This is a genomic window from Bythopirellula goksoeyrii, assembly GCF_008065115.1.
Classification (GTDB): domain Bacteria; phylum Planctomycetota; class Planctomycetia; order Pirellulales; family Lacipirellulaceae; genus Bythopirellula; species Bythopirellula goksoeyrii.
This window is the reverse complement of sequence record NZ_CP042913.1, coordinates 1,963,859-1,989,972: the sequence shown is the minus strand read 5'-3', so window position 1 is coordinate 1,989,972 and position 26,114 is coordinate 1,963,859. Positions and strand designations below refer to the sequence as shown.

Sequence of the window (26,114 nt, the reverse complement as noted above, 5' to 3'; positions counted from 1 at the left end):
GCAGAGACGCAGAGGCCGCAGAGATTGTGGAATGCCTAAGTCTCTGTGTGCTCTGTGTCTCTGCGAGAGACATTTCTTACCTTATGATTTTCGCGAAGCCTTTTCTTCTAATCCGGAGACACCCTCTCGCCGAGCAAGTTCGGCTTCGACCTCTGCAAGGCTCACCCCACGGCAGGCCATCAAGACGAGCAGGTGATAAAGCAGGTCTCCTGCCTCCCGAATAGTGTGCTGGCAGCCTTCTTCTCCAGGCTCTCCTGCCGCTTCGACCACCTCGGCGGCTTCCTCGATGATTTTGCCACCGATTTTCTCAATGCCCCCTTCAAGCAGTTGGGTAGTGTAGGATTTCTCGCTGGGAGCATCTTTGCGCGCTAGAATCGTTTGTTCCAGACGGTTGAGTGGACGTGTTTCGTGAGACATGGCATTAACGGAGTGTGCGGGTTCCCCTTAAGGTCATCACGCATCACAATAGAGTTTTTCGTGCAAAATGAAGCCTCCATCTTAACCAAGGCGGGCAGGGTGCGTAAGCACCCTGCATCGACCCATTACTAACTCAAATCTCGTGAACGAAGCACAACCGATCGTCGATTGTTGGTTTCTCAGTGGTGCTACCGCCGTGGGAAAAACCCAGGTCGCACTTTCGCTAGCCCGTAGAATCGGGGCCGAAATCATCTCGCTCGACTCGATGGCCGTCTATCGTGGAATGGACATCGGCACGGCCAAGCCTACCCCTGAGGAACAGGCCCAAGTATTGCATCACCTAATCGATGTTGTCGATCCGAGCGAGGAATTCAGTATCGAGCGCTATCTGGAATTGGCACAGGAAGCCGTTGCCGAGATCAGATCTCGGGGCCATGAAGTACTCTTTGTCGGCGGGACGCCGCTCTATCTAAAAGCGCTCCTGCGGGGGTTGTCGTCGGGGCCCCCTGCCGACTGGAAAGTGCGCGAGCAAATTGCCGCGGAAGTCGAAGAAGTTGGTAACGAGGTGTTGCACCAGCGACTGGAGCAACTCGATCCGCTGGCCGCTTCGCAGATTCATCCACACGATACGCGGCGATTGATTCGTGCATTGGAGGTATTCCGCGCCACTGGCGAACCTATCAGCCATCAGCAGTCACACTTTGACGAAGGTACTCCAGCAGACGAGTGCCGGGTGTTTGTACTGCGCCGCTCTCGCGAAGAACAACATGAACGGATAAATGAGAGAGTAGAGCAGATGCTCGAACGCGGCTTAATCGATGAAGTGAAGCGACTGACTTCCGAGGGAAAAACCCTCGGTCGCACCGCGAGTCAAGCAGTCGGGTATCGCGAGGTGATCGATTATCTTGCCGATGACGACTATGATTCGATGGTTGCAAAGATCAAGGCCCGCACGCGCCGCTTTGCCAAACGTCAAGGAACCTGGTTTCGCAGTCTGTGCGAGTGTCGATTTGTGAACATCGAAGGAGACGCAGATGCAGAAGAAGTCTCCGAACAGATCGCCGCCGTGTGATGCATTGCCGCACGGCTATAGCCGCGATTCAACGAGTCGCAGTGTCATTCACGCACAAAGTGCCCGCTCCGACCGCCGCTTTTTTCTTCAAGCTGGACACACTCGACCCGCATCGCTCGGTCCACACTCTTGCACATGTCGTAGACGGTCAGCGCCGCGACGGAAACGGCCATGAGGGCTTCCATCTCGACCCCCGTCTTGGCGGTTACTTCCACCGTAGCCTCAATCCGCAGAGCATCCTCGCCGACCTCAGAGAAAGCGATGCTCACCGCATCAAGTGGCAGTGGGTGGCACAAGGGAATCAAATCGCCTGTCCTCTTCGCCGCCATGATCCCCGCCAATCGGGCAACTTCCAGCACGTCCCCCTTGGCAAGTTGGCGATCCAGAATCAATCGCCGCGTGGCAGCCTGCATCCGCACAATGCCACTCGCCCTGGCCATGCGATGTGTGACCGGCTTTTCGCCGATGTCGACCATGCGGCTGGCGCCTTGTTCGTCGAAATGGGTAAGATCAGGCATATTAGCTATTCAAATTGAACTAATGAGTGCGTAAATAATCCCGCCAAGGGTTCCAATGAAAGCGATAATTTCAAGGCCAGTCCAAAGCCCATTTAAGTGAGAGTCCTCATTTTCAGCGGAAACATTACTGGTAGAATCACTTGGCAATTTTATTTTTGTCAACAGTTCTTGGGAATGTTCGAAGTCTGTATTTCGAACCACAATAGTTGGCCAACCTGGTGCTTCAGCGCGAAAACCAGACGTATATTCTCCTGAGATATGCGCTTCAATGCCTTCGCGTTCAAGTGCCGCAACGATAATTGCAGCTTCGGTGTCTGTTCGTACTTCGATGAGTTTCATCGGAATGTTGGCAGAACTACTCATGCCCTCATTCTACCCGATAGTTGACAAGCTGTCCCCTACTAGCCGGAGGCACACCTGCCTCCGGGCGAATTCCCCGAGGACGTGGTCCTCGGGCTTGGCGCATGAAAAAACCTCGCTGCCATTTCTGACAGCGAGGTTTCTTGAGCGGGGTAGGGGTGACAGTTCGGGAGAACCCAGCCACCCGGCAGTTGAATCATTCAACAGCCCCTAATTCTATAGTAAACCACCAGCGAAACTTTATTCCCGGCAGGTTGTGGTATCTTAGACCAACTCTTTCTTCGCACCGATCAGGGTCCGCAGTCTTTCGGCCAACAGGGCGGCGTCGAAAGGCTTCTTGAACGTCTCGTTGATGCTGGAGCGATCGAAGCTTGCCGTGGTGCCATCGTCTGGCAGCAGGGCGATCAAAATGGTTTCTGCAAAGTCACTGCTACGACGCAGGTTCTGGCAGATTTGCAGGGCTTCGACTTGACCGATTGAAAAATCGACGATGATGCAATCAGGGTGGAAGCTCTCGGCTTGGATGCCGGCCTCGAAACCGCTCGCGGCGGTAGAGGTGCGGAATGCCTTTTCGGCAGGTAGTTCACGTTTCAGGTTTTCGATCAGCACCTGGTCCTGGGCAACGATCAGGACTTTGGCCATCGCTTCATCTTCCAAATCGCCCAAAGGCATACCATGCTCTTTGAGGAAACGGATTAGATATTCGCGAGGAATCCGCCGGTCCTGGGAACCGGGAATTCGATAGCCCTTCAAACGCCCTGAGTCAAACCATTTGCTGACCGTGCGCGGGGCCACTTTGCAGATCTTGGCGACCTGACCAGTTGTAAAGACCTTCATCACGGGTACTCCAATAATGTCTTGCGTTTCGCTGGTCGCACTAGGGGCACTTACCCTCTAGCCGTGTATTCCTCTTTGTGCATCAGACTGGCGTGGGCTTCCCTGGGGTGCCAGTACGGTATTCTGATTTCGCACACTTGGGTCGGAATACAAAATTTTCATGGTGGGTTGGCTCAGGTCCTTCTGATCCTCTCCGTCATGTATTCTTCCATCGGCAATGCAAGCATAGGAAGATTGGTGAAATTCGTTAAATTGGAGACCGTAGTGAACAATCCTTCCAATTCCTACAAAAACACCGATTCCTATGCCCGATTCCCGAAGGATCGGTCAATATGGTGTCGCGAGAGAGAGCGTACCGCTAGCGTGGTGGGTGGGCGCTACCACAGGCGTGGCAACGTTTATCCCAATACTTGGCAGGCTCCCCCCTGCGTGGATCGCTTTGGTTGACTCCCAGTCGGCAGGCAACCAAAACAATCCTTCCGAAGGTTAGTTTCGATTCAAAAGGGGGTCTGACTTTAGAGAGTTTCCCTATTCGCACAGAGAAGGCCGTTTATGACGGCTGGATTCAAGATGAGGATTCTCTTGATCGTGCCTGAAAAGGCCACCCCACGGGATGGGTACTGGCCCTGCGGCGACATTCAGTAGGCCGGAACAAGCCGTGCGCAGTTCCGGCATGAAGTAGGAATACGCGATGTCGCGTCGATTCATTGGCAATGCCGGAACAGCGCTACCGCTCGTTCCGGCCTACAGGCAGATAGCTGCCCGATCAAGCCGCTTGCCCCGATTGGCGAATCTGCCCATCAGCACTGACATCCTCGAATCTCACGGAAACGTGTTTCGAGATGCCTGATTCCTGCATGGTAATGCCGTAGAGGGTGTCGGAGCAGGACATGGTGCGTTTGCTGTGGGTAATGACGATGAATTGGGTGGACGACATGAATTCACGCAATACATCCACGAAGCGGTCGATGTTTGCTTCATCAAGTGCTGCATCCACTTCATCGAGCACACAGAAGGGAGTTGGGCGACTGCGGAAAATTGCTAGCAGGAGAGCCACGCAGGTCATGGTCCGTTCACCACCTGATAAGAGCGACATGCTACGTGGTTGTTTTCCAGGGGGACGAGCGACGATCTCGATGCCGCATTCGAGTACGTCTTCAGTCTCACTCTCTTCGATGATAATGTCCGCTTCGCCTCCACCAAACAGACTTCGATAGAGTTCTTGGAAGTGTCCCCGCACCAGTTCCAAGGTCTGCACAAAAATGTCGCGGCTTTCCGCATTGATGTTGAGAACCAACTGCTCCAGCCGAGTTTTGGCCAAACGAAGGTCCTGGTATTGTTTCGCCAAAGAGGCGTGGCGTTCCTCAATGGCCTCTAGCTCGCTGAGTGCCTCAAGATTGACTGGACCAACGCCCGAGAGCTGTTCACGCAAGGTGCGAATCTCCGCTTCGACTGCAGCACGATCCGAGATTTCCACGGGGGGCTCGGTGACTGCCAGCATGGCAATATCGAGGCCGTAGTCCTCAGCCAGTCGTTCTGCAATTTCTTTTCGCTGGCCATCTCCTTGCTGGTGCCGGTGATCGAATTGCTGAAGACGAGATTGCTTTTCCAATAGTTGTGAGCGAAGCGATTCGGCATTGCGGCTTGAGGTAGACCGCTCCTTGCGAAGTTGCTCGAGGCGGCTGTTCCATTCGAGGAGTTCATTGGTAAGGCGGTCTTTCTTACCATAGAGCTCTGCCAACTCGCTGGTAAGGTCGAGGACCGACTGCCTGAGCGATTCTTGTTGCGTGCGGCAGACGACCGCTCGTTGCCTAGTTTCCGCCAAGGCTTGGTCATGCTCCTCGTGGTCCCGGCGAAGCTGTTCCATCTGATGGCGGAGACCATCGCGGCGTTGTTCGCTACGGGCCAAGGCAACGCGGATGTCCGTGAGGCTCGGTTGGAGACCCGTGACCTGCTGTTCCAGTCGAGTGGCTTGCTCCGTGTATAAATTAAGTTGGTGCTGGAGTTGTTCTTGACTCACATGCCGATTGGCGAGTTGGCTCTTCACATCGGCCATTTCATTGGCTGCTGCGGTCGCCTTCTCATCGGCAGCTTTGAGCTGAGCTTCTGCTTCGGCAAGCGTCTCATTCGCCCTGTCAAGACGGTCACGCGCCGATGCGACCTTCATCATGGACTCGTTGACCGCACGAGTTGCCTTCTCTTGCTGGGCACTCAATTTCGCAAGGTTCTGTTCATCGGACTGGACGGCGGATTCCAAATCCGAACAGTGTTCCTGCTGGGAGAGAATTTTGTGCTGCATGTCCCGGATTTCGTCCACAAGGGCGCGTAGCTCACTACGGCGGGACAAGAGTCCCATCGAGGCTTGACGAGGTCCAACCGTTAGCGTGCCATCTGCGGAGAGCACTTCCCCCACAGCAGTGACGAAGTTTAGCCCTCGCCCGATTCCTTTGGACAAGCTAAAAGCCGTCTTGAGTGAGTCTACGAACCAGTGCCGAGCTAGCAGCCTTCGAGTAAGTGGAGCCAGGTCCGGAGCGATTTCGACGAATTGGTCAGCACGGCCAATTATTCCGGGCTCATCAGAGAGATCAATTCGATCAACGGCGCTAGCGGGCGACGGCACATCGAGTCGCAAGAAACTCGTGCGACCGAGCCAATCCGCCTCAGCCATTTCCACCATGCGGGAATCGACTTGCTCGATCACCAAGCAGTTCGCACGTTCTCCTAAGGCAATTTCGACGATCGACGCCGTATCGGCATCAACATGCAATAGATCGGCAACTACACCTCGCACCTTGCCAAAGGGTCCGTCTGGCTCTGCCTTGGCCAAGCGCAACACTTCTTTGGTTCCGGCACTCAAACCGTCCAGTTGCCGCTCCAACTCCTCAAGCACGAGGGAGCGTTCTTTGGCACCGCTAAGCCGACCCTTGAGATCTGCAAGGGCTGCCTGTGATTTAGCCAACTGGCTACGGTGTTCACGAAGTTTCTCCTGGGTAGCAAGAAGTTCTTGCTGGGTTTGTTGAGCAATTCCCTCCTGTTGGCGCAGCAGATCGTTGGCGATGGCAAAATGGCCACTCGACTCTGCCTTTGCTTCTCTGGCTTCGTCGGCTTCAACGCGATTTCGATCTCCCGTTGCAACCGCCTCGGTATGCTGAGATTCTAAGACATGAATGCGGTGTTCAAGCTGGGTGGCTTCACGAAAGGCCTCCGTTGTCTTGCTTCGACAAGCAGCTAGGTCACTACGACATTGAGCCAATGCCTCCTGGGCAAGATTCAGTTCCGCCTGCCGTTCTTTTGCCTGGCCTTCGAGTTCACTGTATCGTGTTTCGGACTGCTGCAGCTGGGCACTTGTTTCAGCGACCAATTGCTGAGCACTGCCGGCACGGGTGCTCATCGAGAGCAACTGTTTCTCAAGCCGCTGAGTCTCCTCAACAAGTTCATCCCCTCGGGCGAGTTGGCTACGACGCAAGGATTCATTCTGGGCAATTCGTTCTCTTACCGAAGTTGCCTGGGAAGTGGCCTCGTGGGATTGAGCCTGCAGGTTGTCGGTCGCTTTTTCCACAGACTGTAATTCTTCGTCGTGAATTGCAACTGCCTTTCGGACTTCATCCACTTCGGCACGCAGGGACTCCGCTTCTCGCTGAGCAATTTCAAGGTTTTCTGACAGTTTTCGCCAGTCGGCCAAACCAACTTGAGTTCGCAACTCACGAAGGCGGTCAGAGAACTCTTTGTATTTGCGTGCCCTCCCCGCTTGGCTTCTTACGCTCCGCAAGCGTGATTCGAGTTCTTCGACGATGTCAGAAAGTCGCAGCAGGTTTTGTTCGATTCGCTCCAGTCGACGGGTCGCTTCTTGCCGCTTGAGCTTGAAGCGGCTTACCCCGGCTGCTTCTTCGAAAATCAATCGCCGCTCTTTCGCAGAAGACTGCAAGAGGGCATCAACCTTGCCTTGCTCGATGATACTGTAGGCACCCGTCGTAACACCGATACCCGCGAAGATTTCGCGGATATCGCGCAGGCGGCAGACTTCACGATTCAAGAGGTATTCCGCTTCGCCACTACGCAGAACGCGTCGTGTGACATGCACTTCTTCTTCGTCGACATCCAGAATGCGAGCTGAGTTATCAAAGGTAAGCGTTACTTCAGCGGCATTCGCCTGCTTACGACTCCGCGAGCCACTAAAAATGACATCCGTCATCTCCGAGCCACGCAACGCTTTGGCACTCTGACTCCCTAGCACCCACTTGATTGCGTCGACAACGTTTGATTTCCCCGAACCATTGGGCCCCACCACCGCCGTGATGCCGCTGGGAAATTCCAGCCGCGTACGGTCGGCAAAGCTCTTGAAGCCGTTGAGTTCTAAGGCTTTAAGCATGGTGATGTAAAAGGAATGACTGGGGAATCTGCGAAAGAAAATAGCGACGAAGTGTAACAGAATGCCGCACTCCCCTGGAGGGCAGAACCCACTGCATTTATGGACCTGCTAGCAGCAAAAAACCGTTGAAAATGCGCTATTTGCGGCATTATGCGAGGTATACTGGGATAGGCGAATTCTCCGCCAACCATATTATAAAGAACTCAATGAGGCCGAATTCATGCGATTGTATTCCAACATGATTGCCCTGCTACTTGCCACTGTTTGGTGCCCGACAGTGGCCGCCCAGGAATCAATTCCTGCAGACGACCACCAAAATGTATACCGCCTCACCCCCAGAGACGACAACACAGGGCTTGTTCTGGTTCCGCCGAGTGAGATCAAGCCCGGGTATGCCTACTATTTCTATTCTTCCGTGCTCAAGCGACGCGTGTGGGGATTTGCCACAGAAGAGAACACTTTTGAGTATGCCTTTGGTGAGGGAACGATTTTACCCACGAGCCGATTCGATCTAAGACTCTCTGAACAAGATCAAGAAAGAATCTTGGAAGAGCGAGTTCCTCGACTGAAGCAAGATATCGAAGGCTTGGGCAGGTCCCCTGCTGCACAACTGGATGCATCAGGTAATTGGAAGCTCTTGAGTTACACGACTTCTGCCAGGGTGTTTGACATGCTTACCAGCGAGCGCTGGGAATGGCACGGCAAGCGCCGCTTGGGTGTCGTTAATGTCTACGGCAACTTGTGGCAGATCGTCGATGGAGAGTACGTGCCACTGGTAATGGGGTGGGCTGTGTGTCAATAATCGCATTCGTTAGGCACCCACCGGCAACGTAAGTGACCGGAGATTACTCAAGAAACTCTCAGTTGGAAATTGTTTCTTCGCCATGCAGGCCGTCGTATATCACCGCTTTGGCGAACAACCTTCCATGGAAATGGTGCCCGATCCTACTCCGGCGCCCGATGGTGCCGTGATCCGTGTCGAGGCAACGGGACTGTGTCGTAGCGACTGGCACGGATGGCAGGGCCGCGATCCTGATATCCAGACTCTTCCTCACGTGCCCGGCCACGAGTTTGCCGGGGAAGTAGTGGCGGTGGGCGACAAGGTCCGCCCTGCCCTTCTGGGACAACGGGTTACGATGCCGTTCGTCGCTGGCTGCGGCAATTGTCCGGAATGCACGAGCGGCAACCAGCAAGTATGTGATAACCAGTTTCAGCCAGGATTCACTGGTTGGGGATCGTTTGCGGAGCTAGTCTCGGTGCGATATGCCGAAGAAAATCTGGTGCCCCTTCCTGATTCCTTATCCAGTGTGGCTGCAGCCAGTCTCGGATGCCGCATGGCGACTGCCTTTCGCGCGGTAGCCGTGCAAGGGGAAGTCAAGCAAGGGTTGTGGCTGGCAGTTCACGGTTGTGGAGGAGTTGGGCTTTCGGCAGTCATGATTGGAGTGGCGCTGGGTGCCAGGGTGATAGCCGTCGACATTCGTGCGGAACCACTGCTATTGGCAGAACAACTCGGTGCCGAAGCAATTCTCAACGCACGAGAAACCGAAGATATCCCCGCCGCGATTCACGAGTTGACCGGTCGGGGGGCAGACGTTTCTTTGGACGCGTTGGGTAGCAGTGTGACTTATACCAATTCAGTCCTTTCGCTTCGTAAACGAGGACGGCATGTACAGGTGGGATTGCTCACGGAAGTGGAATCGCTCCCAGCGACTCCGATGAGTCGCCTCATCGGCTGGGAAATACAGATGGTCGGGAGTCACGGTATGCAGGCCCATGCGTATCCTGAACTATTCAAGTTGATCGAAGCTGGTAAGCTGACTCCCGAGCGGCTGATCGATCGTGTTTTGCCTCTGGAAAGCGCGCCTCAGGAGCTGGCAGGAATGCAAGACTACTCCGGATGTGGGGTGACGGTCTTCGAGCCTTGATTTCATGAAAATCACTATTTGCGTTACTCTCGCCCCGGTTAGTCGATTTCCGATCGGCGGAGGCGGCACGCTAGGTTGGCTAAATTGTCAGCAATTTTTAAAAGAAAGTGCTTGCAACCTCCTGGGACTACGGTACCTTGGGTAGATGTGAACATTTGTTCACATATCCAGATCCCTTCTCAAAACACTAAACCAGCGAGGAGCAAGCCATGTCTACCGCTACTCTTGAACGGAAGCCCGTGATGATGGATCGTGCAAATGAAGTTCTCAAGGAAGTGTTTGGTTTCGACGGCTACCGGCCAGGGCAGGAGCAGGCGATTCGGCAGTTGCTCGCCGGGCACTCGTCGGTGGCGATCTTTCCCACGGGCTCCGGGAAGAGCCTCTGTTATCAGTTGCCGGCGATACTCTTGGATGGGCTGACGGTAGTCATTTCGCCGCTGATTGCGCTCATGAAGGACCAGATCGACTTCCTGCAGGCCAAGAACATCTGTGCGGCGCGGCTTGATTCGAGCTTAGATCGGGCAGAGGCGGTCCAGGTTTATGACGATTTGCGGAGCGGTCGTACCCGCCTGTTGTATGTGTCCCCGGAACGTCTGGCGAATGAACGTTTCTTGCAGCTTCTAGCTCAGCAGAAGATCGCGCTGTTAGCGGTGGATGAGGCACATTGCATCAGTGCTTGGGGGCACAATTTTCGGCCCGATTACCTCCGTATCGCGGACCTGGCTAAGAGACTGAATGTCGAGCGAGTGCTGGCTCTGACGGCGACTGCCACGCCTGAAGTCGTCGACGACATTGCCGAAGCATTTAGCGTCGAGCCAGAACACGTTGTACATACGGGCTTCTATCGAGCAAATTTGGAGATCAATGTGACGGCTTGCGATGATCGAGAACGGCATCGTGTGCTTGTGAAGAAACTCTCATCCCATCGAGGTGAACCGGCCATCGTCTATGTCACTCTGCAGAAAACGGCGGAGCAGGTCTCGGCTTTTCTGAAAGACAAGGGCTTCAATGCAAGGGCCTACCACGCGGGGATGAAAACCGAAGAGCGAACCAAAGTGCAAGAAGATTTCATGGCTGCCGACGACATGATCGTTGTGGCGACGATCGCCTTTGGCATGGGAATCGATAAGGCTGACATTCGCGGGGTTTATCACTTCAATCTGCCTAAAAGCCTTGAGAGCTATCAGCAGGAGATCGGCCGCGCGGGACGGGATGGCAAACCGGCGGTGTGCGAAATGCTGGCCTGCCGCGACGACTTAGTCACTCTAGAGAATTTCTCATACGGCGACACACCAACTGAGGAGGGGGTGAGAGAATTAACAAGAGAACTTTTGGCGGGCAGAGATGAGATCGAGGTCTCCGTGTACGATCTGTCGGGGCGACACGACGTGCGCGATCTGGTCGTAAAAACTCTGCTTACTTACCTCGAACTGGAAGGGGTCCTACAATCGACCGGGCCAAAATACACCGAGTACAAGTTCCAACCGCTGAGGCCTTCGCAGACGATATTGGAGCAATTCAACGCCGAGCGAGCTGATTTTCTCCGTAGTATTTTTAAGTTGGCCAGGAAAGGAAAGACTTGGCTGACGATCGACGTTGCTGCTGCGAGCGAGCGCCTATCGGAGTCACGCGAGAGAATTGTCGCGGCGCTCGACTATTTGGATCAACGAGGGGACATCCTATTGCAAGCCTCTGGTGTGCGGTTTGGCTATCGCGTGGTGAAGCGTGTTGCCGACTTGGAAGACTTGGTCCGCACTATGCAAGAAAAGTTTGAGCAGCGCGAAGAACAAGATATCGCAAGGCTACGCAAGGTAGTTTCGCTGGTCGAATGCCCCGGTTGCTACACGCGATATTTGCTCGATTATTTCGGCGAGGATCGCGATGACTGTGGTCACTGCGGTCGCTGTCAAGGGAATCCGCAACAGACATTGCCACGGGCTCAGTATTCGAAGATTACTGACAGAGACCGAGCGGTTGTGAATCAGCTTCAAGCGGAACACAGCCCTGCGCTGCGCAGCCCGAGACAAATCGCTCGATTCTTGTGTGGGATCAAGTCACCTGCATCGACACGAGCAAAACTAGGCAAACACCGGGACTTTGGCAGAATGGATAGAGTGCCGTTCGCCGAAGTACTGGAATTGGCAAAAAGTGTAGTAGGCGAGCCGTGAGCGTCAGCGACCGGAGGACCAGTCGCTGACGGCACACCTCATATGTCTACTTGCCGTTCGCCAACGCAGCCTGTGCGGCGGCAAGGCGGGCAATGGGAACTCGGAAAGGACTACACGAAACGTAATCCAATCCAACCTCATTGCAGAATCGGATCGAGTCGGGATCACCGCCGTGCTCGCCACAGATGCCGCACTTGAGGTCCTTTTTCACTGAGCGTCCTTTGGTCACGCCCATTTGCACTAACTGACCGACACCGTTTGTGTCGAGTGACTGGAATGGGTCACGCGGAAGGATTTCATCGCTCAAGTAGTCGGGGAGGAACGTGTTGATATCGTCACGGCTGTAACCAAAAGTCATCTGAGTTAGGTCGTTGGTGCCGAAACTGAAGAAGTCGGCCACGGGGCTGATTTCATCAGCAGTGAGAGCGGCACGAGGAATTTCGATCATTGTGCCGACCAGAATATCAAGCTTTCCGGTGTACTTCTTGGCGGCTTTGACGTCCTCGATGACCTGGCGGGTTCGATCGCCAAGCATCTGAAGTTCGGTCGCTGTCCCCACCAGAGGAATCATGATCTCAGCCTGGGCATCGATCTTCTTACTCTTGCAGGCAATCACAGCCTCGGTAATCGCGGTCACCTGCATGTCAAGAATCTCGGGATAGGTGACCGCCAAGCGACAACCACGGTGCCCGAGCATCGGGTTCTGTTCGTGCAGGGCGTTCACCCGATTCTTAACATCAGCCCGTTTGACATTGAGTCGCGAGGCCATTTCTGCTTGGCTCTTGTCGTCATGAGGGAGAAACTCGTGCAAGGGAGGATCAAGCAGACGAATCGTGACTGGCAACCCTTTCATGGCTGTAAAGATGCCGATGAAGTCTTTCCGTTGGACAGGCAAGAGTTTCTTCAGGGCTTTCTTCCGATCCTCTTCATTTTCGGCGAGGATCATCTCACGCATCGCCATGATGCGCTCCCCTTCGAAGAACATATGTTCGGTTCGGCACAAGCCAATACCTTGAGCACCAAAATCACGTGCCCGCTTGGCATCCTTGGGCGTGTCGGCATTGGTGCGAACTTTCATCGTGCGATACTTGTCGGCCCATTGCATCACCGTGGCAAAATCGCCGGAGAGTTTGGGGTTTTGAGTGGCAATTTCACCTTCCATGACTTCCCCAGTCGAACCATCGATCGAGATCACATCTTTATGGGTAAACACCTTGCCACCAACTTTGATTTTGCGAGCCTTCTCGTCGATTTGAATCTCTCCAGCTCCTGCAACACAGCAACGGCCCCAACCTCGGGCAACTACAGCAGCGTGGCTCGTCATTCCTCCTGTGCTGGTGAGAATACCCGCGGCGGAGTGCATGCCGTCGATGTCTTCGGGATTCGTTTCCTTACGCACTAGTAGGACCTGCTCTCCTTCGAGGGTGCGATCAACTGCTTCAGCGGCGGTGAAAGCAGGCTTGCCAAAGGCGGCACCTGGCGAGGCAGGAAGGCCCACGGTGAGCAAACGACCGTCCTTCTTCGCAGCCTGCTTAGCGGCTGGCGTAAAGCTGGGAAGCAAGAGCTGAGTCAAGTCACCTGCCGGAATCCGCATAACGGCTTCCTTCTCGGTGATCAGCTTTTCTTTGACCATGTCGCAGGCAATCTTGACCGCGGCAGCACCGGTGCGCTTGCCGTTGCGGGTCTGCAACATGTAGAGTTTCTTGTTCTCAATTGTGAACTCAATGTCTTGCACATCACGGTAGTGCTTCTCAAGTTGGTCCTTGATCTTCATGAGCTGGTCGTAGGCCTTCTTGTCCCACTTGGCCATTTTCTCAACGGGCTCGGGAGTGCGGATACCGGCGACCACATCTTCACCCTGGGCGTTGATGAGGAACTCGCCGTAGAACTTGTTCTCGCCCGTAGAGGGATTACGAGTGAATGCCACGCCGGTTCCCGACTCGTCGCCCATGTTGCCGAACACCATGGACTGAACGTTGACGGCAGTGCCCAAGAGGCCGGTAATGTTCTCCACCTGACGATACTTGACGGCACGTGGCTGCATCCAACTCTTGAATACTGCTTCGATGGCAAGTTCCAACTGCTTGATGGGTTCTTGAGGAAAAGGCTTGCCGTAGTGCTTCTTGAATACGTTCTTGTATTCCTCGCAAAGTTTGACCATGCCTTCCAATGGCACGTCGTTATCTGTTGCTGCTTTGTATCGCTTCTTGATCTTGTCGAAGATCTCTTCAAAGTGCTCGTGATCGACGCCACAAACAACGTCACCATACATATTGATTAAGCGGCGGTAAGCATCGTAGGCAAATCGCTTCTGGCCGGTGGCGTTTGCCAGACCAACGACTGATTCATCATTGAGTCCTAGATTCAAGATCGTGTTCATCATGCCCGGCATCGAAGAGGCGGCACCGGAGCGCACGGAGACCAGAAGCGGCGACTTCGTGTCCCCAAACTTCTTGCCGAGTTCCTTCTCCATAATACCGACATTGCGTTTCACTTCATCCATCAAGCCGGTCGGGAGCTTCTGCTTGTTTTTATAATAAAGGTCGCAAACTTCGGTCGTGATCGTGAATCCTGGAGGGACTGGCAATCCGATGCTGGTCATTTCTGCTAGGTTTGCACCCTTGCCACCCAGGAGAGTCTTTTGCTTGCCATTGCCTTCGGTCTTCGTCTTGCCGAAGTAGTAGATCATTTTGGTCGAATTTTTTGCCATTTGATTGAGTCCTTACTATTTATGTTTTCCTGCAGTGGTAATCTGCACGCCGATTGATTCGCTGATTTCTTCTCGCTAGAGTCGTTAAGTGGCCCGCGCGAGAAACAAGTGCTAACCGAGCAGCGTCTCTTGAACTAAAGCGTTCCACGCCAGCGGTCGCCAGAGGACCAGTCAGGTTGGACTTGGTGAGAAAATCGAACCAGTCAATCTAATTTGGCACCAACGGATCGTCAAGGAGACGAGCCCCTCAGGATGAGACTTGAAATGGGGAACCTAGTGAAAAACTGGGAAAAGACCGCTTCCACCCACAGTATTCGAGCTACGACATGACAAGTAACAAGGCCCAAACTGTCGCAACTGCGATGCTATTTGAGACAGGTTTGGGCTTTCTCGGGGTTTTGGTGGCATGGCTAGGGTCAATCTCACTTCAGGGACGTCTCTCGTTCACTCTCGATTCCGTGCTGCGAGGAATAGTAGCTAGTTTACCAATGATTCTGCTGCTTTTGGCCGCTTACGAGGTGGACTGGAAACCCCTGGCAAAACTGCGTCGGAATGTGGAACATGTGGTGCGAGAGCTATTCGCAGGGTGTGGCTGGATGGAGTTCTTGTTGGTAAGTTTGGCCGCTGGGTTGGGAGAGGAGATTCTCTTTCGCGGGGCGTTGCAACCGCTCTTCATTTCTTGGACAACCCTCTGGATCGGCGTGATCCTGACTGCATTGCTCTTCGGCTTAGCCCATGCGATGAGTACGGCTTATTTTCTGGCGGCTACTGTGATCGGCCTTTACTTTGGTTGGCTGGCATGGGCTTACGAAGACTTGGTCGCCCCAATCGTCGCACATGCCTTCTACGATTTTGTGGCGCTGGTCTATGTTTCATATCGGGCACGAGGTGAAGGCAATAGACCTCCAGCCGACTGATGGGCCAGGCGTGTCGGCTCGGGGAGTCGATAGCCTCGGCAGCAGTTCAGCACCAAGTCGAGTGCGGTGGGCAATTCAATCTTATGGCCGACGGAGATGAAAAGCGGTTTCACATTAGTGCGTGTGCGCAAGACTGCTCCGATGAGTTCTTCACCATCGAAAAGGTCTGTATAGCAGCCAGCTTCTTCATGGGGCTCCTCGTACACACCAATGAGTCGGGACTTAGCACAGCCAATCGTTGGCTTGCCCAGTAGGACACCCAAATGGGCAGCCAAACCAAACCGACGGGGATGAGCGATCCCTTGTCCATCAACAAGCACGAGATCGGGTTCGACTCGGATTTTCTCGTAAGCGGGCAACAGGGCAGGGCACTCGCGAAAGGTTAGCAAGCCGGGCACATAGGGAAAACGAACTGGTTGCCGATGGATAGAGCTGGCGATAATCTCAAGCGATGAAAAGTCGAGAACCACGATTGCCGCAATGACTCGATTGTTCTTGATGCTGACGTCGACGCCGGCAACATGACGAATGTGTCTCAATCTGGCGACGTTCTTCTGGAGAACATGATTTCGAAATCGCTCTTGGATTTCGCGCGCCTCAGTAGGAGTGACGTTCCAGGGATGAAGAGAATGTGGTTTCATGAGTTTCAAGTCAGAGCTCACTAGCCATTTTACGTTGTCCTACGTGCTGCATTGAACCACGAAGGCATTGAGTTTTTCTGTATGTGTTATGCGCAGTGTGACCTTGAGAGAGTGATTGTAGTGAGCCAATAATGTGAAAATACTTTTCCACAAAACAAAACCCCTGTGTCAGCGAGCACTCAAATTCGCTTTAACTTGTTTGCTTATCATGGATTGCGCGATCTCCGGTTTCATTGTTGGAGTCGAGTATTGTTAAACGAAATGCCGTGGCTGGTTCGATTCGCTTGAGAGAGAGCGAGGCTGCACTGAGGCTATTATTACGAATAGAGTGGCCCAATTTCTACTGAAATCTAGGGAGGTTTGGAACAGAGCAAACATTGGCAGGTGGGGTGCCTGGGTCAGGAATCCTGCCTCGATTTGCGGCAAGTCGTGGACTCGCGACTTATCGGGGATGAGTTAGGTAGTCTGTGTTGATAGATGGCTTTGCAATTTTAATGGAGTCACTTTCACTTCGCAAAAACGAGAAACTGCGTGCGCAAAGCTGAGATACTGAAGAGTATTTCCTGTTGTGATACCTCAACGAGTTGATTTACATTTGAAGGTTCTGATTGGAAAAAGTAGCGACGCTGATTTGAATTAAACCTTTGGGAACCAAGTAATGAAGAGAATTAAGCATCGGGCCGGGTATCGTCAGGGCTTTACGTTGGTAGAGCTTTTGGTCGTGATCGCAATCATTGGTGTGTTGGTGGGGCTCTTGCTCAGCGCAGTCCAGGCTGCGAGAGAATCCTCGCGTCGGATGAGTTGTGAAAACAATCTTAAGAACATCACACTGGCGACTCTCAACTACGAGTCCGCCAGAGGCGAGCTCCCTACTGGCTCAACAATCAATAGAGTCGGGGGTCGAAACGGATTTAGTTGGGAAGTCGGCCTCCTCTCCTATTTGGAAAACGGCTCGTTACTGACGGAAATCCAACGGCAAGTGACTCAATTTCGCAAAACGGACCCCGCCATGCAGCCACCGAACATCTACTCCTTGGAGAATGTTAACGAAGTACGCATCGAACCCTATCATTGCCCAAGCGACGACGAGGTCGTCGACAATCGCAACGGCGAGAGCCTGGCGAGCTCAAGCTATGCCGGGGTGACTGGGTCGGCTGCCAGTCGCAATGATGCTAACGAGTCGTTCGGCGACAACAGCGGCCTTTGTGGTGTCGTCAACAGCGACGGCGTCTTTTTTCCTGGTAGCAGGACGATGATTCGTCAGATTCAGGATGGTCTTAGCAACACCTTCCTGGCAGGTGAGCGTTGGTATCAACTGCGGGCGTGGACTGCTGGTGCCTTTTGGCAGACTTCGGTACTCAGTGATCCTCCAACAGGACCTTCGCCAGGTTCTTGCATGAGTAGTATGAAGAACATCAATGCGACGGTGCCTCTCAATGCGGACCTGGAAGTGGTGGGATACTACAAGGGACATCAAGATGATGAACGACCCGATCCTGTGTCGGATGATAAGAAAACACTGGCCTTCAACAATCTCCCATTCGGCAGCTTCCATCCGGGCGGCGCCAACTTTAGCCACGTCGACGGCAGTGTTCACTTTGTTGCCGACGACATCGCCCCTCAGGTCTACGTTGCCCAGGCGTCTAAAGACGGAGGGGAGGTAGTTCAAGAATGAATGTTTCCCTTACTAAGGCAGAACGAATGAGTTGTTATCAGACATTAGTGAAGGCATTGCTGATTCTTGTTAGTGCTTGTCTCTTATCTCCGAACGGAGTTCTCGTTGCTAAAGAGCCGCCTGAAAGTGTGAAGAAGAACTTGCCTGAGGTAGAACGCGAATTTCGTGCTGCCTGGGTAGCAACGGTTGCCAACATCGATTGGCCGTCGCGCCCGGGACTCTCTACTGGCGAGCAGCAAGCTGAGATGATCGCCATTCTGGACAAAGCGGTGAAATTGAATCTCAACGCCATCATCCTCCAAGTGCGCCCTGCCTGCGATGCGCTGTATGCCTCGAAACTAGAACCTTGGTCGGAGTTTCTTACCGGCGCGATGGGGAAACCACCCGAACCGTATTACGATCCGCTCGAATTCGCGATCACCGAGGCCCACCGCCGGGGGATTGAGCTTCACGGCTGGTTTAATCCCTATCGGGCTCGCCATAGCGGCAGCAAAGGACCTGTTGCTGAGAATCACATCAGCAAACTGCAACCCGAAGCGGTCAAGGAATACGGTGGCTATCAGTGGCTCGACCCCGGTGAACCTGCAGCCACGGAACATACTTTGGCGGTGATTCGCGATGTCGTTGAACGATACGACATCGATGGCATCCACATGGACGATTATTTTTATCCCTACCCTGTGAGCAAAGATGGAGAACCGGTTCCCTTTCCCGATGATGCTAGTTGGGAAGAAGCATTGGCGGCTGGCACCAAACTATCTCGTGACGACTGGCGTAGAGAAAACGTCAATCAGCTAGTAAGTCAGATGTATAAGGACATCAAACATGTGAAGCCCTGGGTAAAATTTGGCATCAGTCCCTTTGGTATTGGTCGACCCGGTAGCCTTGCGCAGATCAAAGGCTTCGACCAGTATGAGTCGCTCTATGCGGATGCCGAGAAATGGTTCGCAGAAGGCTGGGTAGATTATTTTACTCCCCAGCTGTATTGGAAGATTGGCCCTCCCCAGCAAAGTTACGCGGCCTTATTGTATTGGTGGAACTCGCAGAATAAGGCCAAACGCCATCTCTGGCCTGGGAACTATACCTCGCGCGTCGGTGGAGCGGATGGCAAGAGCTGGCCCGCGAAGGAAATAGCTGCCCAGATTTGGGTCACACGAGCTCAAGAAGGTGCCAGTGGCAATGTGCATTTCAGTATGAAAGCGTTACTGCGCAATTCGGGCGGGATCGCCGATGTACTTCTTAAGAATACTTACCAACAACCGGCCCTCATACCGGCTAGCCCCTGGCTATCCACATCTTCGGACAATGAGCAAATAGAACCGAAGTTCTCAGTAAAGAAATCTGGTGGTGAGTGGGTCGTCGCTCTCGAGTCAAACGAAACCGATACCGCCTGGCTCTGGGTTGTCCGTTCTAAGTATCGCGGCAAATGGCATGTCGATATTGTCCCCGGTAGCGAGTCCGTGCGACCGATGTATGATAAAGCGGGGCAGAAAAGAAAGAAGTCACCTGCCGCTGTGGTTGTATCTACCGTGAACCGGATAGGTGAAGAAAGTCCGCTGAGCTGGTATGGGTCGAATAGCCCATGATTGGAATGAGATCGCTTGTCTGAACGCCCCTATTCACCGGAAGTATCGACCACTTCTCGCCGGCAGGCTTGGAGCTGGATACCCACATTGTACTTTGCCGAGGGAGTTCCCTATGTGGTTGTGATGACCGTGGCGGTCATCATGTACAAACGAATGGGCGTTTCCAACACCGAAATCGCTCTCTACACGAGTTGGCTTTATCTACCTTGGGTGATCAAGCCTTTCTGGAGCCCCCTGGTCGACGTGCTGAGGACCAAACGGTGGTGGATCGTGGCGATGCAGTTATTGATCGGGGCGGGTCTTGCAGGCGTTGCGTTTACCCTGCCAATGAGTAATTTTCTGCAATACTCGCTCGCATTTCTATGGCTCTTAGCATTTAGTTCGGCTACTCACGACATCGCCGCCGATGGGTTCTACATGCTCGCTTTACCAGCGCACGAGCAGGCCTGGTTCGTGGGAATCCGCAGCACGTTCTACCGCCTGGCTATGATTGCAGGGCAAGGACTGTTGGTGATGCTGGCGGGGGCTTTGGAACGGACTCAAGACATTCCCCAAGCATGGGCAACTACTTTTTACTTGATCGCAGGCTTTTTTGTTGTTTGCGGTCTATATCATGGCTTCGTGCTTCCTCGACCAGTGCTAGACACGCCCGGTACGGACAGAAGTGCGGGCCAAATCGCTGCCGACTTCCTGGAAACCTTCGTATCATTTTTTAAGAAACCAGGCATAGCACTCAGCTTAGCATTCTTGCTTCTATACCGATTTTCTGAAGCTCAGCTTGCTAAGATGGCGTCCCCTTTTTTGCTAGACCCCATTTCGAAGGGAGGGCTGGGACTTTCGACTGAACAAGTGGGAGTGGTCTACGGCACGGTCGGCATCACCATGCTTACGCTGGGTGGAATTCTTGGTGGCATCGTCGCCGCGAGGCAGGGACTCAAGTTTTGGCTGTGGTGGATGGTCGCCGCGATCAATCTGCCCAATGCCGTCTACGTGTTTCTGTCACAGGTGCAGCCGGAGAGTCTCTTCGCAATTAACTTGTGCGTGGCAATTGAACAATTTGGCTATGGCTTTGGTTTCACAGCATTTATGCTTTACATGCTTTATATCTCGCGCGGCAAACATGAGACGGCCCACTATGCCATCTGTACTGGTTTCATGGCACTGGGGATGATGCTTCCTGGTATGCTCAGTGGGTGGCTGCAAGAAATGATCGGTTATCAGCATTTTTTTATCTGGATGATGATCGCAACGATTCCAAGTTTCATTGTTTGCGGACTTGTGAAGATCGATCCCTCTTTCGGTCGGAAGGCTTCTCCTGAGCAACTAGAGGCAACAACGTGAACGAGACTTCACTATCTTCTGCAGAAGTCCCACTGCGAGACAAGCTGGCCCAACTGATGTTTGTCCGAATCGGCTCGAACTTACCACCGGTGCGTTCAGTGGAGGAAGATGCCGCGCGGATTGAAGACCTTTTGAAGGAATGTCCGCTGGGTGGCCTGTTGCTTTTCAATGGTCAACAGGATTCCACCGCCGAGACTCTATCCCATTTGCAAAGCGTTGCTCGTTCTCCTCTATTGATTGCGGCGGACATCGAACGCGGAGTCGGCCAGCAACTCCGCGGCGAAGTGCTGTTTCCTCATGCGATGGCTTTTAGTGCACTGGGGGATGAGGCGGAGAAAGCTGCCCACGAATTCGCTCGCCTCACGGGGTTAGCAGCCCGAGCCAACGGGATCCATATCTCGTTCTCGCCGGTGGCCGATGTGAATGTCGATCCTCGCAATCCTATCATCGCCACGCGTGCATTTGGCGCACATGCCGAGGAAGTTGGCCGTCTGGTTGCGGCCTCCGTCGCTGGATACAAAGCGGGAGGGATTCTTTCCACCGCAAAGCATTTCCCCGGACATGGCAACACTCACGAAGACTCGCATCACGCGCTTCCCACAGTAACTGCCAGTCGCGAGGAGTTGCTCGCTTGTGAATTAATCCCCTTTCAGAACGCCATAGCCGAGGGAGTTCCGCTGGTGATGACTGCCCATGTGCGCTTTCCGGGGCTTGATCCAAGTGGAGTTCCCGCGACACTCTCGCAACCAATACTCATAGACCTGCTGCGAGATACGCTTGGATACCAGGGCGTGGTTGCGAGCGATAGCTTGCTGATGGAGGGAGTCAAATCGCAATGCAAATCTGGCGGTGAACTTGCCCTCAAAGCGATCCTAGCAGGGGTCGATCTATTGCTGGACGTCGAGGATCCTTTGGAAACCTTGGCCGCGATTGAGACAGCTGTAAGCGAAGAACGTCTCTCCCTGGAGCGAGTTGAGGAGGCTTTTCAGCGGGTTCGCAATCTCAGGCAACAGCTTCCCCCACTTGACGCAAATCGCGAAGAGATTCGAGAGCAATCTCATACTTTGGCGAAACGTGTGGCAAGAGATTCTATACGACAAATCTCAGCTGATAAGCCTTTGCTTCCTTTCTCATCCGATAAATCGTTCTGTGCGGTTTTGCTGCGGCCTCACCAATCGCATCTCGATCCGCCTGAGCAGACTTTGGGAGCGGCGATTCGTGAACGGTTTGGCAATTGCCACTATTTCGAATTGGGAGCAAGTGCCTCGCCGGAAGAGTATGCCCAGGTGTTGGCGAATGTGATGAGCGCCGAACAGATTCTGATTGCGCAAATCGTGAAGCCGGCAGCATGGCATCAGTTCGGCCTTTTGCCTGCTCAAGACGCTTTCTTAAAGGAGCTCACGCAGTCGCGCGATTGTGTCTTGGCTTCTCTAGGAACTCCTGAGTCTCTCGATGAGTATCCTGCAGCGGGTACCCGCCTTTGTGCGTTTAGCGATGTGCCCGTTTCTCAACGTGCACTGGCCGAATCGATTGTATTGAAGGAATGAAACTGTGTGAGCCCTTGCTAGTGATCCTTGATCAACTTCCCTGCGAGTAGCTGCTCGGCGTAGCCACGAGTTGCTGGTTGCTAGCCAGATGATTCATTTTCTGCTCAACACGGAAGCGAGCCATTTCTTGCGGGCTGAAGGGGTAGCAAGAGTTCTCGTCTTTGAACCAGTGTGTGATCGGCAGATACACGCCAAAGAATGTTGCAGCGAATGCGATAGCACCTCCAACTGGCCACATCCACCAGGCGCTGAGATTTTGGTCAGCAACGTACCACATGTAGTAGATGCCAATGGGCCAAAAAAGGACGATGGCCGTGAAGAGACCCGGATTGTAGATCGATTGCATTTTCTTGTTGATCTGGATGCCATGAAATCCCAATTGAAACATCCCGAAGAGGACCAGTCCCAAACCAAGCCAGACCTGGTTGCAGAATATTACTGAGCCCAGATAGAAAGGATAGGCGAAGATCACGTTCACAAAGAGCGATGTCATCCGATTAAGCGGATAGCGATCCGGTTTGTTCCCGCTGGGCATCACGGCAAGATTGATAACTGCCGGAAAGCCACCCGGCCAGGCATACTCCTCAAATTGATGCGCGAGTAATGCCATAAAGCTCAGTAGCATCATTGCACGCAACGTGCTAATTTCACCCCAGATAAATGACAGCGCTGCCGCCAGAGCCACCAAGAGCAGTGCACCAAGGTAGTACCAGTTCTTACGGAGAAAGTTCATGGCTGTCTCTAGTTTCTTTCTGAAAGGTCAAACCGAAACACGATTCCGAATAGTTATAGTGTAGGTCATGCATGGAGAGGTTGCGTTCATACGCGATGCATAGAGCCGAGCAGTTATGATTCTTTGGTTGGGCAAACGGGCTGCGTTTAGAGGGGGTCAACTCGCTCCCCTCTAGCCAGCAGGACTCGCCGGGCCGGCCGCGGCCCAATGATTCGTTACAAAAAAACTGGCCCGGCGAATCTTGCGATTTGCCGGGCCAGCAGCTTGTTTGACCAAAACTAATTTCCCTTGAAGGAAACCATTCTCTTACCATCAGTCGCAGCAGGGTGCTCCACAGGAAGGTTCTGCACATCCACATGAAGGCTCGCAGCATGGGTCTGGGCAGTGAACACAAACTGGGACTTGCTTGCAAACTACGCGAGGTACGCAACGGCAAACCGTGTACGGCACCTGGCGAGGTACGCAGCGGGTGACCTTAATGGTCTTCTGCTCGCAAACTGGCACACAGACGCTGTAGCAAACGGTCTTGGTCCGTTGCTCAGGTACCATGCGGCACACCTTGTAGCAGCAGGTCTTGGTCTCGGGGACCATGTGGCACACCTTGTAGCAGCAAGTCTTGGTGCACTGCTTGGGTACCATGCGGCACACCTTGTAGCAGCAGGTCTTGGTCTCGGGGACCATGTGGCACACCTTGTAGCAGCAGGTCTTGGTGTGCTGCTGGGGTACCATGCGGCACACCTTGTAGCAGCAGGTCTTGGTCTCGGGGACCATGTGGCACACCTTGTAGCAGCAGGTCTTGGTCTCAGGAACCATGTGGCAGACCTTGTAGCAACAAGTGCGGGTGTGCTGGCAAGGAACCGAGCGGCAGACCTTGTAGGTGCAAGTTCTTGTCTCAGGCACCATGCGGCAAACCTTGTAGCAGCAGGTGCGAGTGCGTGGTTCGCAAACGTACTTTGTGCAGCAGATCTCCTTGGTGTGGCATTCAGGAACCCAGACACGCTTGCAGCAGCATTTCGGAGGGGCCTGGCAGCAAAGCGTCTTGCAAGGACCGGGGCAGTACACGCACCGGCACCGGCACGGATCGTAGGTAAAGGTGCCTGGTTCGCGAACGGTCTTGGTGTAGGTCTTGCCTGGAATCTCATAGGTCTCAGTTTCCCAATGTCCACCGCGAACCTGGATGGTCTTGGTGTAGGGAACGGCTACGCGAACGTAGTAGGTTTGCTCCCGCTCACGGGTTTCCCACACAGGCTTGCAGACGGTGTAGTTCCGCTCACGAGTTTCCCATACGGTCTTGTAGGTGGTGTAAGGAATTTCGCGGGTACGAGTTTCCCACACTGGCTTCTGTACCGTGTAGCAACGAGTCTTGGTTTCCCAAACTGGCTTGCAGACGGTGTACTGACGCTGCTTCGTTTCCCAAACAGGATGGTAGGTCGTGTAGCAGACATCGCGGGTTTTGGTTTCCCAGACAGGTTTGCAGACGGTGTAGCAGCGTTGTTTGGTTTCCCACACCGGGTGATACGTGGTGTAGCAGACGTTGCGGGTCTTGGTTTCCCAAACTGGCTTGCACACGGTGTAGCAACGGGTCTTGGTTTCCCAGACGGGCTTGCAAACGGTGTAACAAACTTCTTTCTGGCGTTGTTCGCGAACATAGCGGGTGCAGTTGATAACCCGATCTTCGCATACTCGATCGTAAACTGTCTTGCAGCGGGTAACTTGCTGCTTTTGCCACTCAACGCACCGCACAGTTTTCATGACGGTGTGGCAATTCTGTTGGTAGCAACATGGTGTGCAACCGTTGTAACGTGCGACGCCGCAGTACCCGGCCCATGCTGCCGATGGCAGCATTGCTAAGGCAATGGCAGCTAGAGCTCGCACTACCGACTTGGCTCTCATGGTGTTCGTCTCCTTCACTAATGAGATGTGGAAATAAATGGTTTGGTCAAAATGGGATAGTTCCCACTCATTGGAGATTTCGGTAAGAACAGACCCCCTGCCTTAGCTAGATGTTGCCTTTTTCCTACACAGCGAAGTCAGCCTGCCATACTCAATCGGTACAATCGCAATGTTGCATTTTGCCGGACCATCAAGGTCGAAACTGGACAGAAGTATCGTAGGAGAGATGCCATCTGAAACGAATTTGCAGAATCGACTTGATGGCTCTGGCTGGGTGGTAAACAGGGGCGATATCTCGACCAGAATCAAGCAACCCTTTAACATCTCCCAATTTTCGTAACTCGTTACCTTGATTGACGATCGAGTGATTCTGACTTGCTAGGTAATGCTGATTCTGGTTAGAGTGGGCCTGCTTGCCTATGATGGCAGAGTGCAGGTCGCAAGAAATGAGTCTTACACACCCCCCAGCTTCTCAAGCCTTTAGGTTAGAACTTGTCCGAAGAGAGTCACACTTCTCGGCCTAATCCGAGTGCTATTCCCGGGGCAGTCGTCAGCCGACTGAGCCTCTACTTACGGGAATTGCAGCACCTGATCGCGACAGGCAAGGAAACGACCAGTAGTAGTCAGCTTGGTCGTAGGCTGGGGTTTACCGATGCCCAGGTGAGAAAAGACCTTGCGCACTTTGGCCACTTCGGCCATCCCGGGATCGGCTACAAGTGCGTAGAGCTCATAGGTGAAATTCGCAAGATTTTGGGCACCGACCGCGAATGGCAGGTTGCATTGGTGGGGGTCGGAAATCTGGGCCGCGCCTTGCTGGGTTATCGAGGTTTCGTGCAACAGGGCTTCCGCATTGTGATGGCGTTTGATACCGATTCTGCGAAAGTGGGAACCGAGATCGAAGGAGTCGAGGTGAGTCACCTCAGTCAGCTCGGAGAAGTACTCAAGGCCAAGAAGATCGAGTTGGGGATGGTGGCTGTCCCCGCCGCTATGGCTCAGTCGGTCACCGATGAATTCGTCGCGGCAGGGATCAAGGGAATCGTGAATTTCGCCCCCGTGACCCTTCAAGTCCCCGAAGGAGTGAGCATGGTGGGAGTCGATTTGGCTCGTGAGCTAGAGCAGGTGACTTTCACGGTGGCGAATAAGCTCGCAAATCTCAATGACCAATGACCCGTTTTCGCTCCTGTGATTTAACTTCCTTGGTCATTGGGCATTCAATCGATGGTCCCCCTTTCGAGATTCGCCTGATTACCCTAAATTGACGGGTTCAGCCGCGACAAGACGCGCGAGCGTATTGCCCCGTAGTGTAATGGTAACACTAGGGATTTTGATTCCCTCATTCCAGGTTCGAGTCCTGGCGGGGTAGTTTTTGCTTTGCACATATAACGCCCAGGGATTCTGGTCCCTG

Annotated in this window: 19 protein-coding genes and 1 tRNA gene; 11 read left to right on the top strand and 9 right to left on the bottom strand. The window is 53.6% G+C overall.

Translation table 11 applies throughout. The features are described 5' to 3' along the window. Nucleotides 1-81 precede the first annotated feature (81 nt). Entirely contained in the window at nucleotides 82-417 is a 336-nt protein-coding gene (hisE, locus tag Pr1d_RS07935) for a phosphoribosyl-ATP diphosphatase (RefSeq protein ID WP_148073039.1), read from the bottom strand. 142 nt (nucleotides 418-559) lie between these two features. Here hisE and miaA point away from each other — a divergent pair, with 142 nt between their 5' ends. Further along, nucleotides 560-1,489 carry a tRNA (adenosine(37)-N6)-dimethylallyltransferase MiaA gene (miaA, locus tag Pr1d_RS07930; RefSeq protein ID WP_148073038.1) on the top strand — a complete coding sequence of 310 codons (930 nt, stop codon included), beginning with the start codon at nucleotides 560-562 and terminating at the stop codon, nucleotides 1,487-1,489. Nucleotides 1,490-1,533: 44 nt separating this feature from the next. Here the strand turns inward: miaA and moaC are convergent, their stop codons facing one another. From moaC to smc, 4 genes are all read right to left on the bottom strand, one after another. Continuing rightward, nucleotides 1,534-2,007 (bottom strand): cyclic pyranopterin monophosphate synthase MoaC, encoded by a 474-nt coding sequence (moaC, locus tag Pr1d_RS07925; protein WP_148073037.1) that lies wholly within the window; start codon nucleotides 2,005-2,007, stop codon nucleotides 1,534-1,536. A gap of 9 nt (nucleotides 2,008-2,016) precedes the next feature. Continuing rightward, the gene (locus Pr1d_RS07920) at nucleotides 2,017-2,370 is read right to left on the bottom strand and encodes a putative signal transducing protein (RefSeq protein WP_148073036.1); all 354 of its coding nucleotides are present in this window, start codon (nucleotides 2,368-2,370) and stop codon (nucleotides 2,017-2,019) included. A 261-nt stretch (nucleotides 2,371-2,631) separates the two neighbouring features. Then, nucleotides 2,632-3,204 (bottom strand): helix-turn-helix domain-containing protein, encoded by a 573-nt coding sequence (locus Pr1d_RS07915; RefSeq protein ID WP_148073035.1) that lies wholly within the window; start codon nucleotides 3,202-3,204, stop codon nucleotides 2,632-2,634. 766 nt (nucleotides 3,205-3,970) lie between these two features. Further along, nucleotides 3,971-7,573, bottom strand: a complete 3,603-nt coding sequence (gene smc / locus Pr1d_RS07910) for a chromosome segregation protein SMC (RefSeq protein WP_148073034.1) — start codon at nucleotides 7,571-7,573, stop codon at nucleotides 3,971-3,973. Between the two features lie 220 nt (nucleotides 7,574-7,793). On the opposite strand from smc, the gene Pr1d_RS07905 reads away from it, so the two are divergent. The 3 genes from Pr1d_RS07905 to Pr1d_RS07895 all read left to right on the top strand — a co-directional run bounded on the left by Pr1d_RS07905 (nucleotide 7,794) and on the right by Pr1d_RS07895 (nucleotide 11,666). Further along, a complete protein-coding gene (locus tag Pr1d_RS07905) occupies nucleotides 7,794-8,375 on the top strand; it encodes a hypothetical protein (RefSeq protein ID WP_148073033.1) in 582 nt (193 codons plus the stop codon). 82 nt (nucleotides 8,376-8,457) lie between these two features. Then, nucleotides 8,458-9,498, top strand: a complete 1,041-nt coding sequence (locus Pr1d_RS07900) for a zinc-dependent alcohol dehydrogenase family protein (protein WP_148073032.1) — start codon at nucleotides 8,458-8,460, stop codon at nucleotides 9,496-9,498. 209 nt (nucleotides 9,499-9,707) lie between these two features. Beyond that, a complete protein-coding gene (locus Pr1d_RS07895) occupies nucleotides 9,708-11,666 on the top strand; it encodes a RecQ family ATP-dependent DNA helicase (protein ID WP_210417919.1) in 1,959 nt (652 codons plus the stop codon). Nucleotides 11,667-11,712: 46 nt separating this feature from the next. Here the strand turns inward: Pr1d_RS07895 and ppdK are convergent, their stop codons facing one another. Then, complete coding sequence (gene ppdK, locus Pr1d_RS07890) at nucleotides 11,713-14,376, bottom strand: pyruvate, phosphate dikinase (RefSeq protein WP_148073031.1); 2,664 nt, start codon at nucleotides 14,374-14,376, stop codon at nucleotides 11,713-11,715. A 326-nt stretch (nucleotides 14,377-14,702) separates the two neighbouring features. On the opposite strand from ppdK, the gene Pr1d_RS07885 reads away from it, so the two are divergent. Continuing rightward, nucleotides 14,703-15,293, top strand: coding sequence for a CPBP family intramembrane glutamic endopeptidase (locus tag Pr1d_RS07885; protein ID WP_148073030.1), 591 nt, complete (start codon nucleotides 14,703-14,705; stop codon nucleotides 15,291-15,293). Here Pr1d_RS07885 and nfi read toward each other — a convergent pair. After that, a complete protein-coding gene (gene nfi / locus Pr1d_RS07880) occupies nucleotides 15,242-15,934 on the bottom strand; it encodes a deoxyribonuclease V (protein ID WP_148073029.1) in 693 nt (230 codons plus the stop codon). The genes Pr1d_RS07885 and nfi overlap by 52 nt on opposite strands. 658 nt (nucleotides 15,935-16,592) lie before the next feature. Here nfi and Pr1d_RS07875 point away from each other — a divergent pair. From Pr1d_RS07875 to Pr1d_RS07860, 4 genes are read left to right on the top strand one after another with little or no spacing between them, the layout of a single operon-like run. Next, nucleotides 16,593-17,609 carry a DUF1559 domain-containing protein gene (locus tag Pr1d_RS07875; RefSeq protein ID WP_148073028.1) on the top strand — a complete coding sequence of 339 codons (1,017 nt, stop codon included), beginning with the start codon at nucleotides 16,593-16,595 and terminating at the stop codon, nucleotides 17,607-17,609. Further along, entirely contained in the window at nucleotides 17,606-19,195 is a 1,590-nt protein-coding gene (locus tag Pr1d_RS07870) for a glycoside hydrolase family 10 protein (RefSeq protein WP_210417918.1), read from the top strand. The genes Pr1d_RS07875 and Pr1d_RS07870 overlap by 4 nt, the downstream gene beginning before the upstream one ends. A 15-nt stretch (nucleotides 19,196-19,210) precedes the next feature. Then, the gene (locus Pr1d_RS07865; protein ID WP_210417917.1) at nucleotides 19,211-20,536 is read left to right on the top strand and encodes an AmpG family muropeptide MFS transporter; all 1,326 of its coding nucleotides are present in this window, start codon (nucleotides 19,211-19,213) and stop codon (nucleotides 20,534-20,536) included. Continuing rightward, entirely contained in the window at nucleotides 20,533-22,083 is a 1,551-nt protein-coding gene (locus Pr1d_RS07860; protein WP_148073027.1) for a glycoside hydrolase family 3 protein, read from the top strand. Before Pr1d_RS07865 ends, Pr1d_RS07860 begins: the two co-directional genes overlap by 4 nt. A 31-nt stretch (nucleotides 22,084-22,114) precedes the next feature. On the opposite strand, the gene Pr1d_RS07855 is transcribed toward Pr1d_RS07860, so the two are convergent. Together Pr1d_RS07855 and Pr1d_RS07850 are read right to left on the bottom strand one after the other, a co-directional pair. Beyond that, entirely contained in the window at nucleotides 22,115-22,816 is a 702-nt protein-coding gene (locus Pr1d_RS07855) for an HXXEE domain-containing protein (protein ID WP_148073026.1), read from the bottom strand. Between the two features lie 312 nt (nucleotides 22,817-23,128). Beyond that, nucleotides 23,129-24,709 (bottom strand): hypothetical protein, encoded by a 1,581-nt coding sequence (locus Pr1d_RS07850; RefSeq protein WP_148073025.1) that lies wholly within the window; start codon nucleotides 24,707-24,709, stop codon nucleotides 23,129-23,131. Between the two features lie 492 nt (nucleotides 24,710-25,201). Here Pr1d_RS07850 and Pr1d_RS07845 point away from each other — a divergent pair, with 492 nt between their 5' ends. Further along, nucleotides 25,202-25,876 carry a redox-sensing transcriptional repressor Rex gene (locus tag Pr1d_RS07845; protein ID WP_148073024.1) on the top strand — a complete coding sequence of 225 codons (675 nt, stop codon included), beginning with the start codon at nucleotides 25,202-25,204 and terminating at the stop codon, nucleotides 25,874-25,876. A gap of 125 nt (nucleotides 25,877-26,001) precedes the next feature. Further along, nucleotides 26,002-26,072, top strand: a tRNA-Gln gene (locus Pr1d_RS07840). Nucleotides 26,073-26,114: the final 42 nt, after the last annotated feature.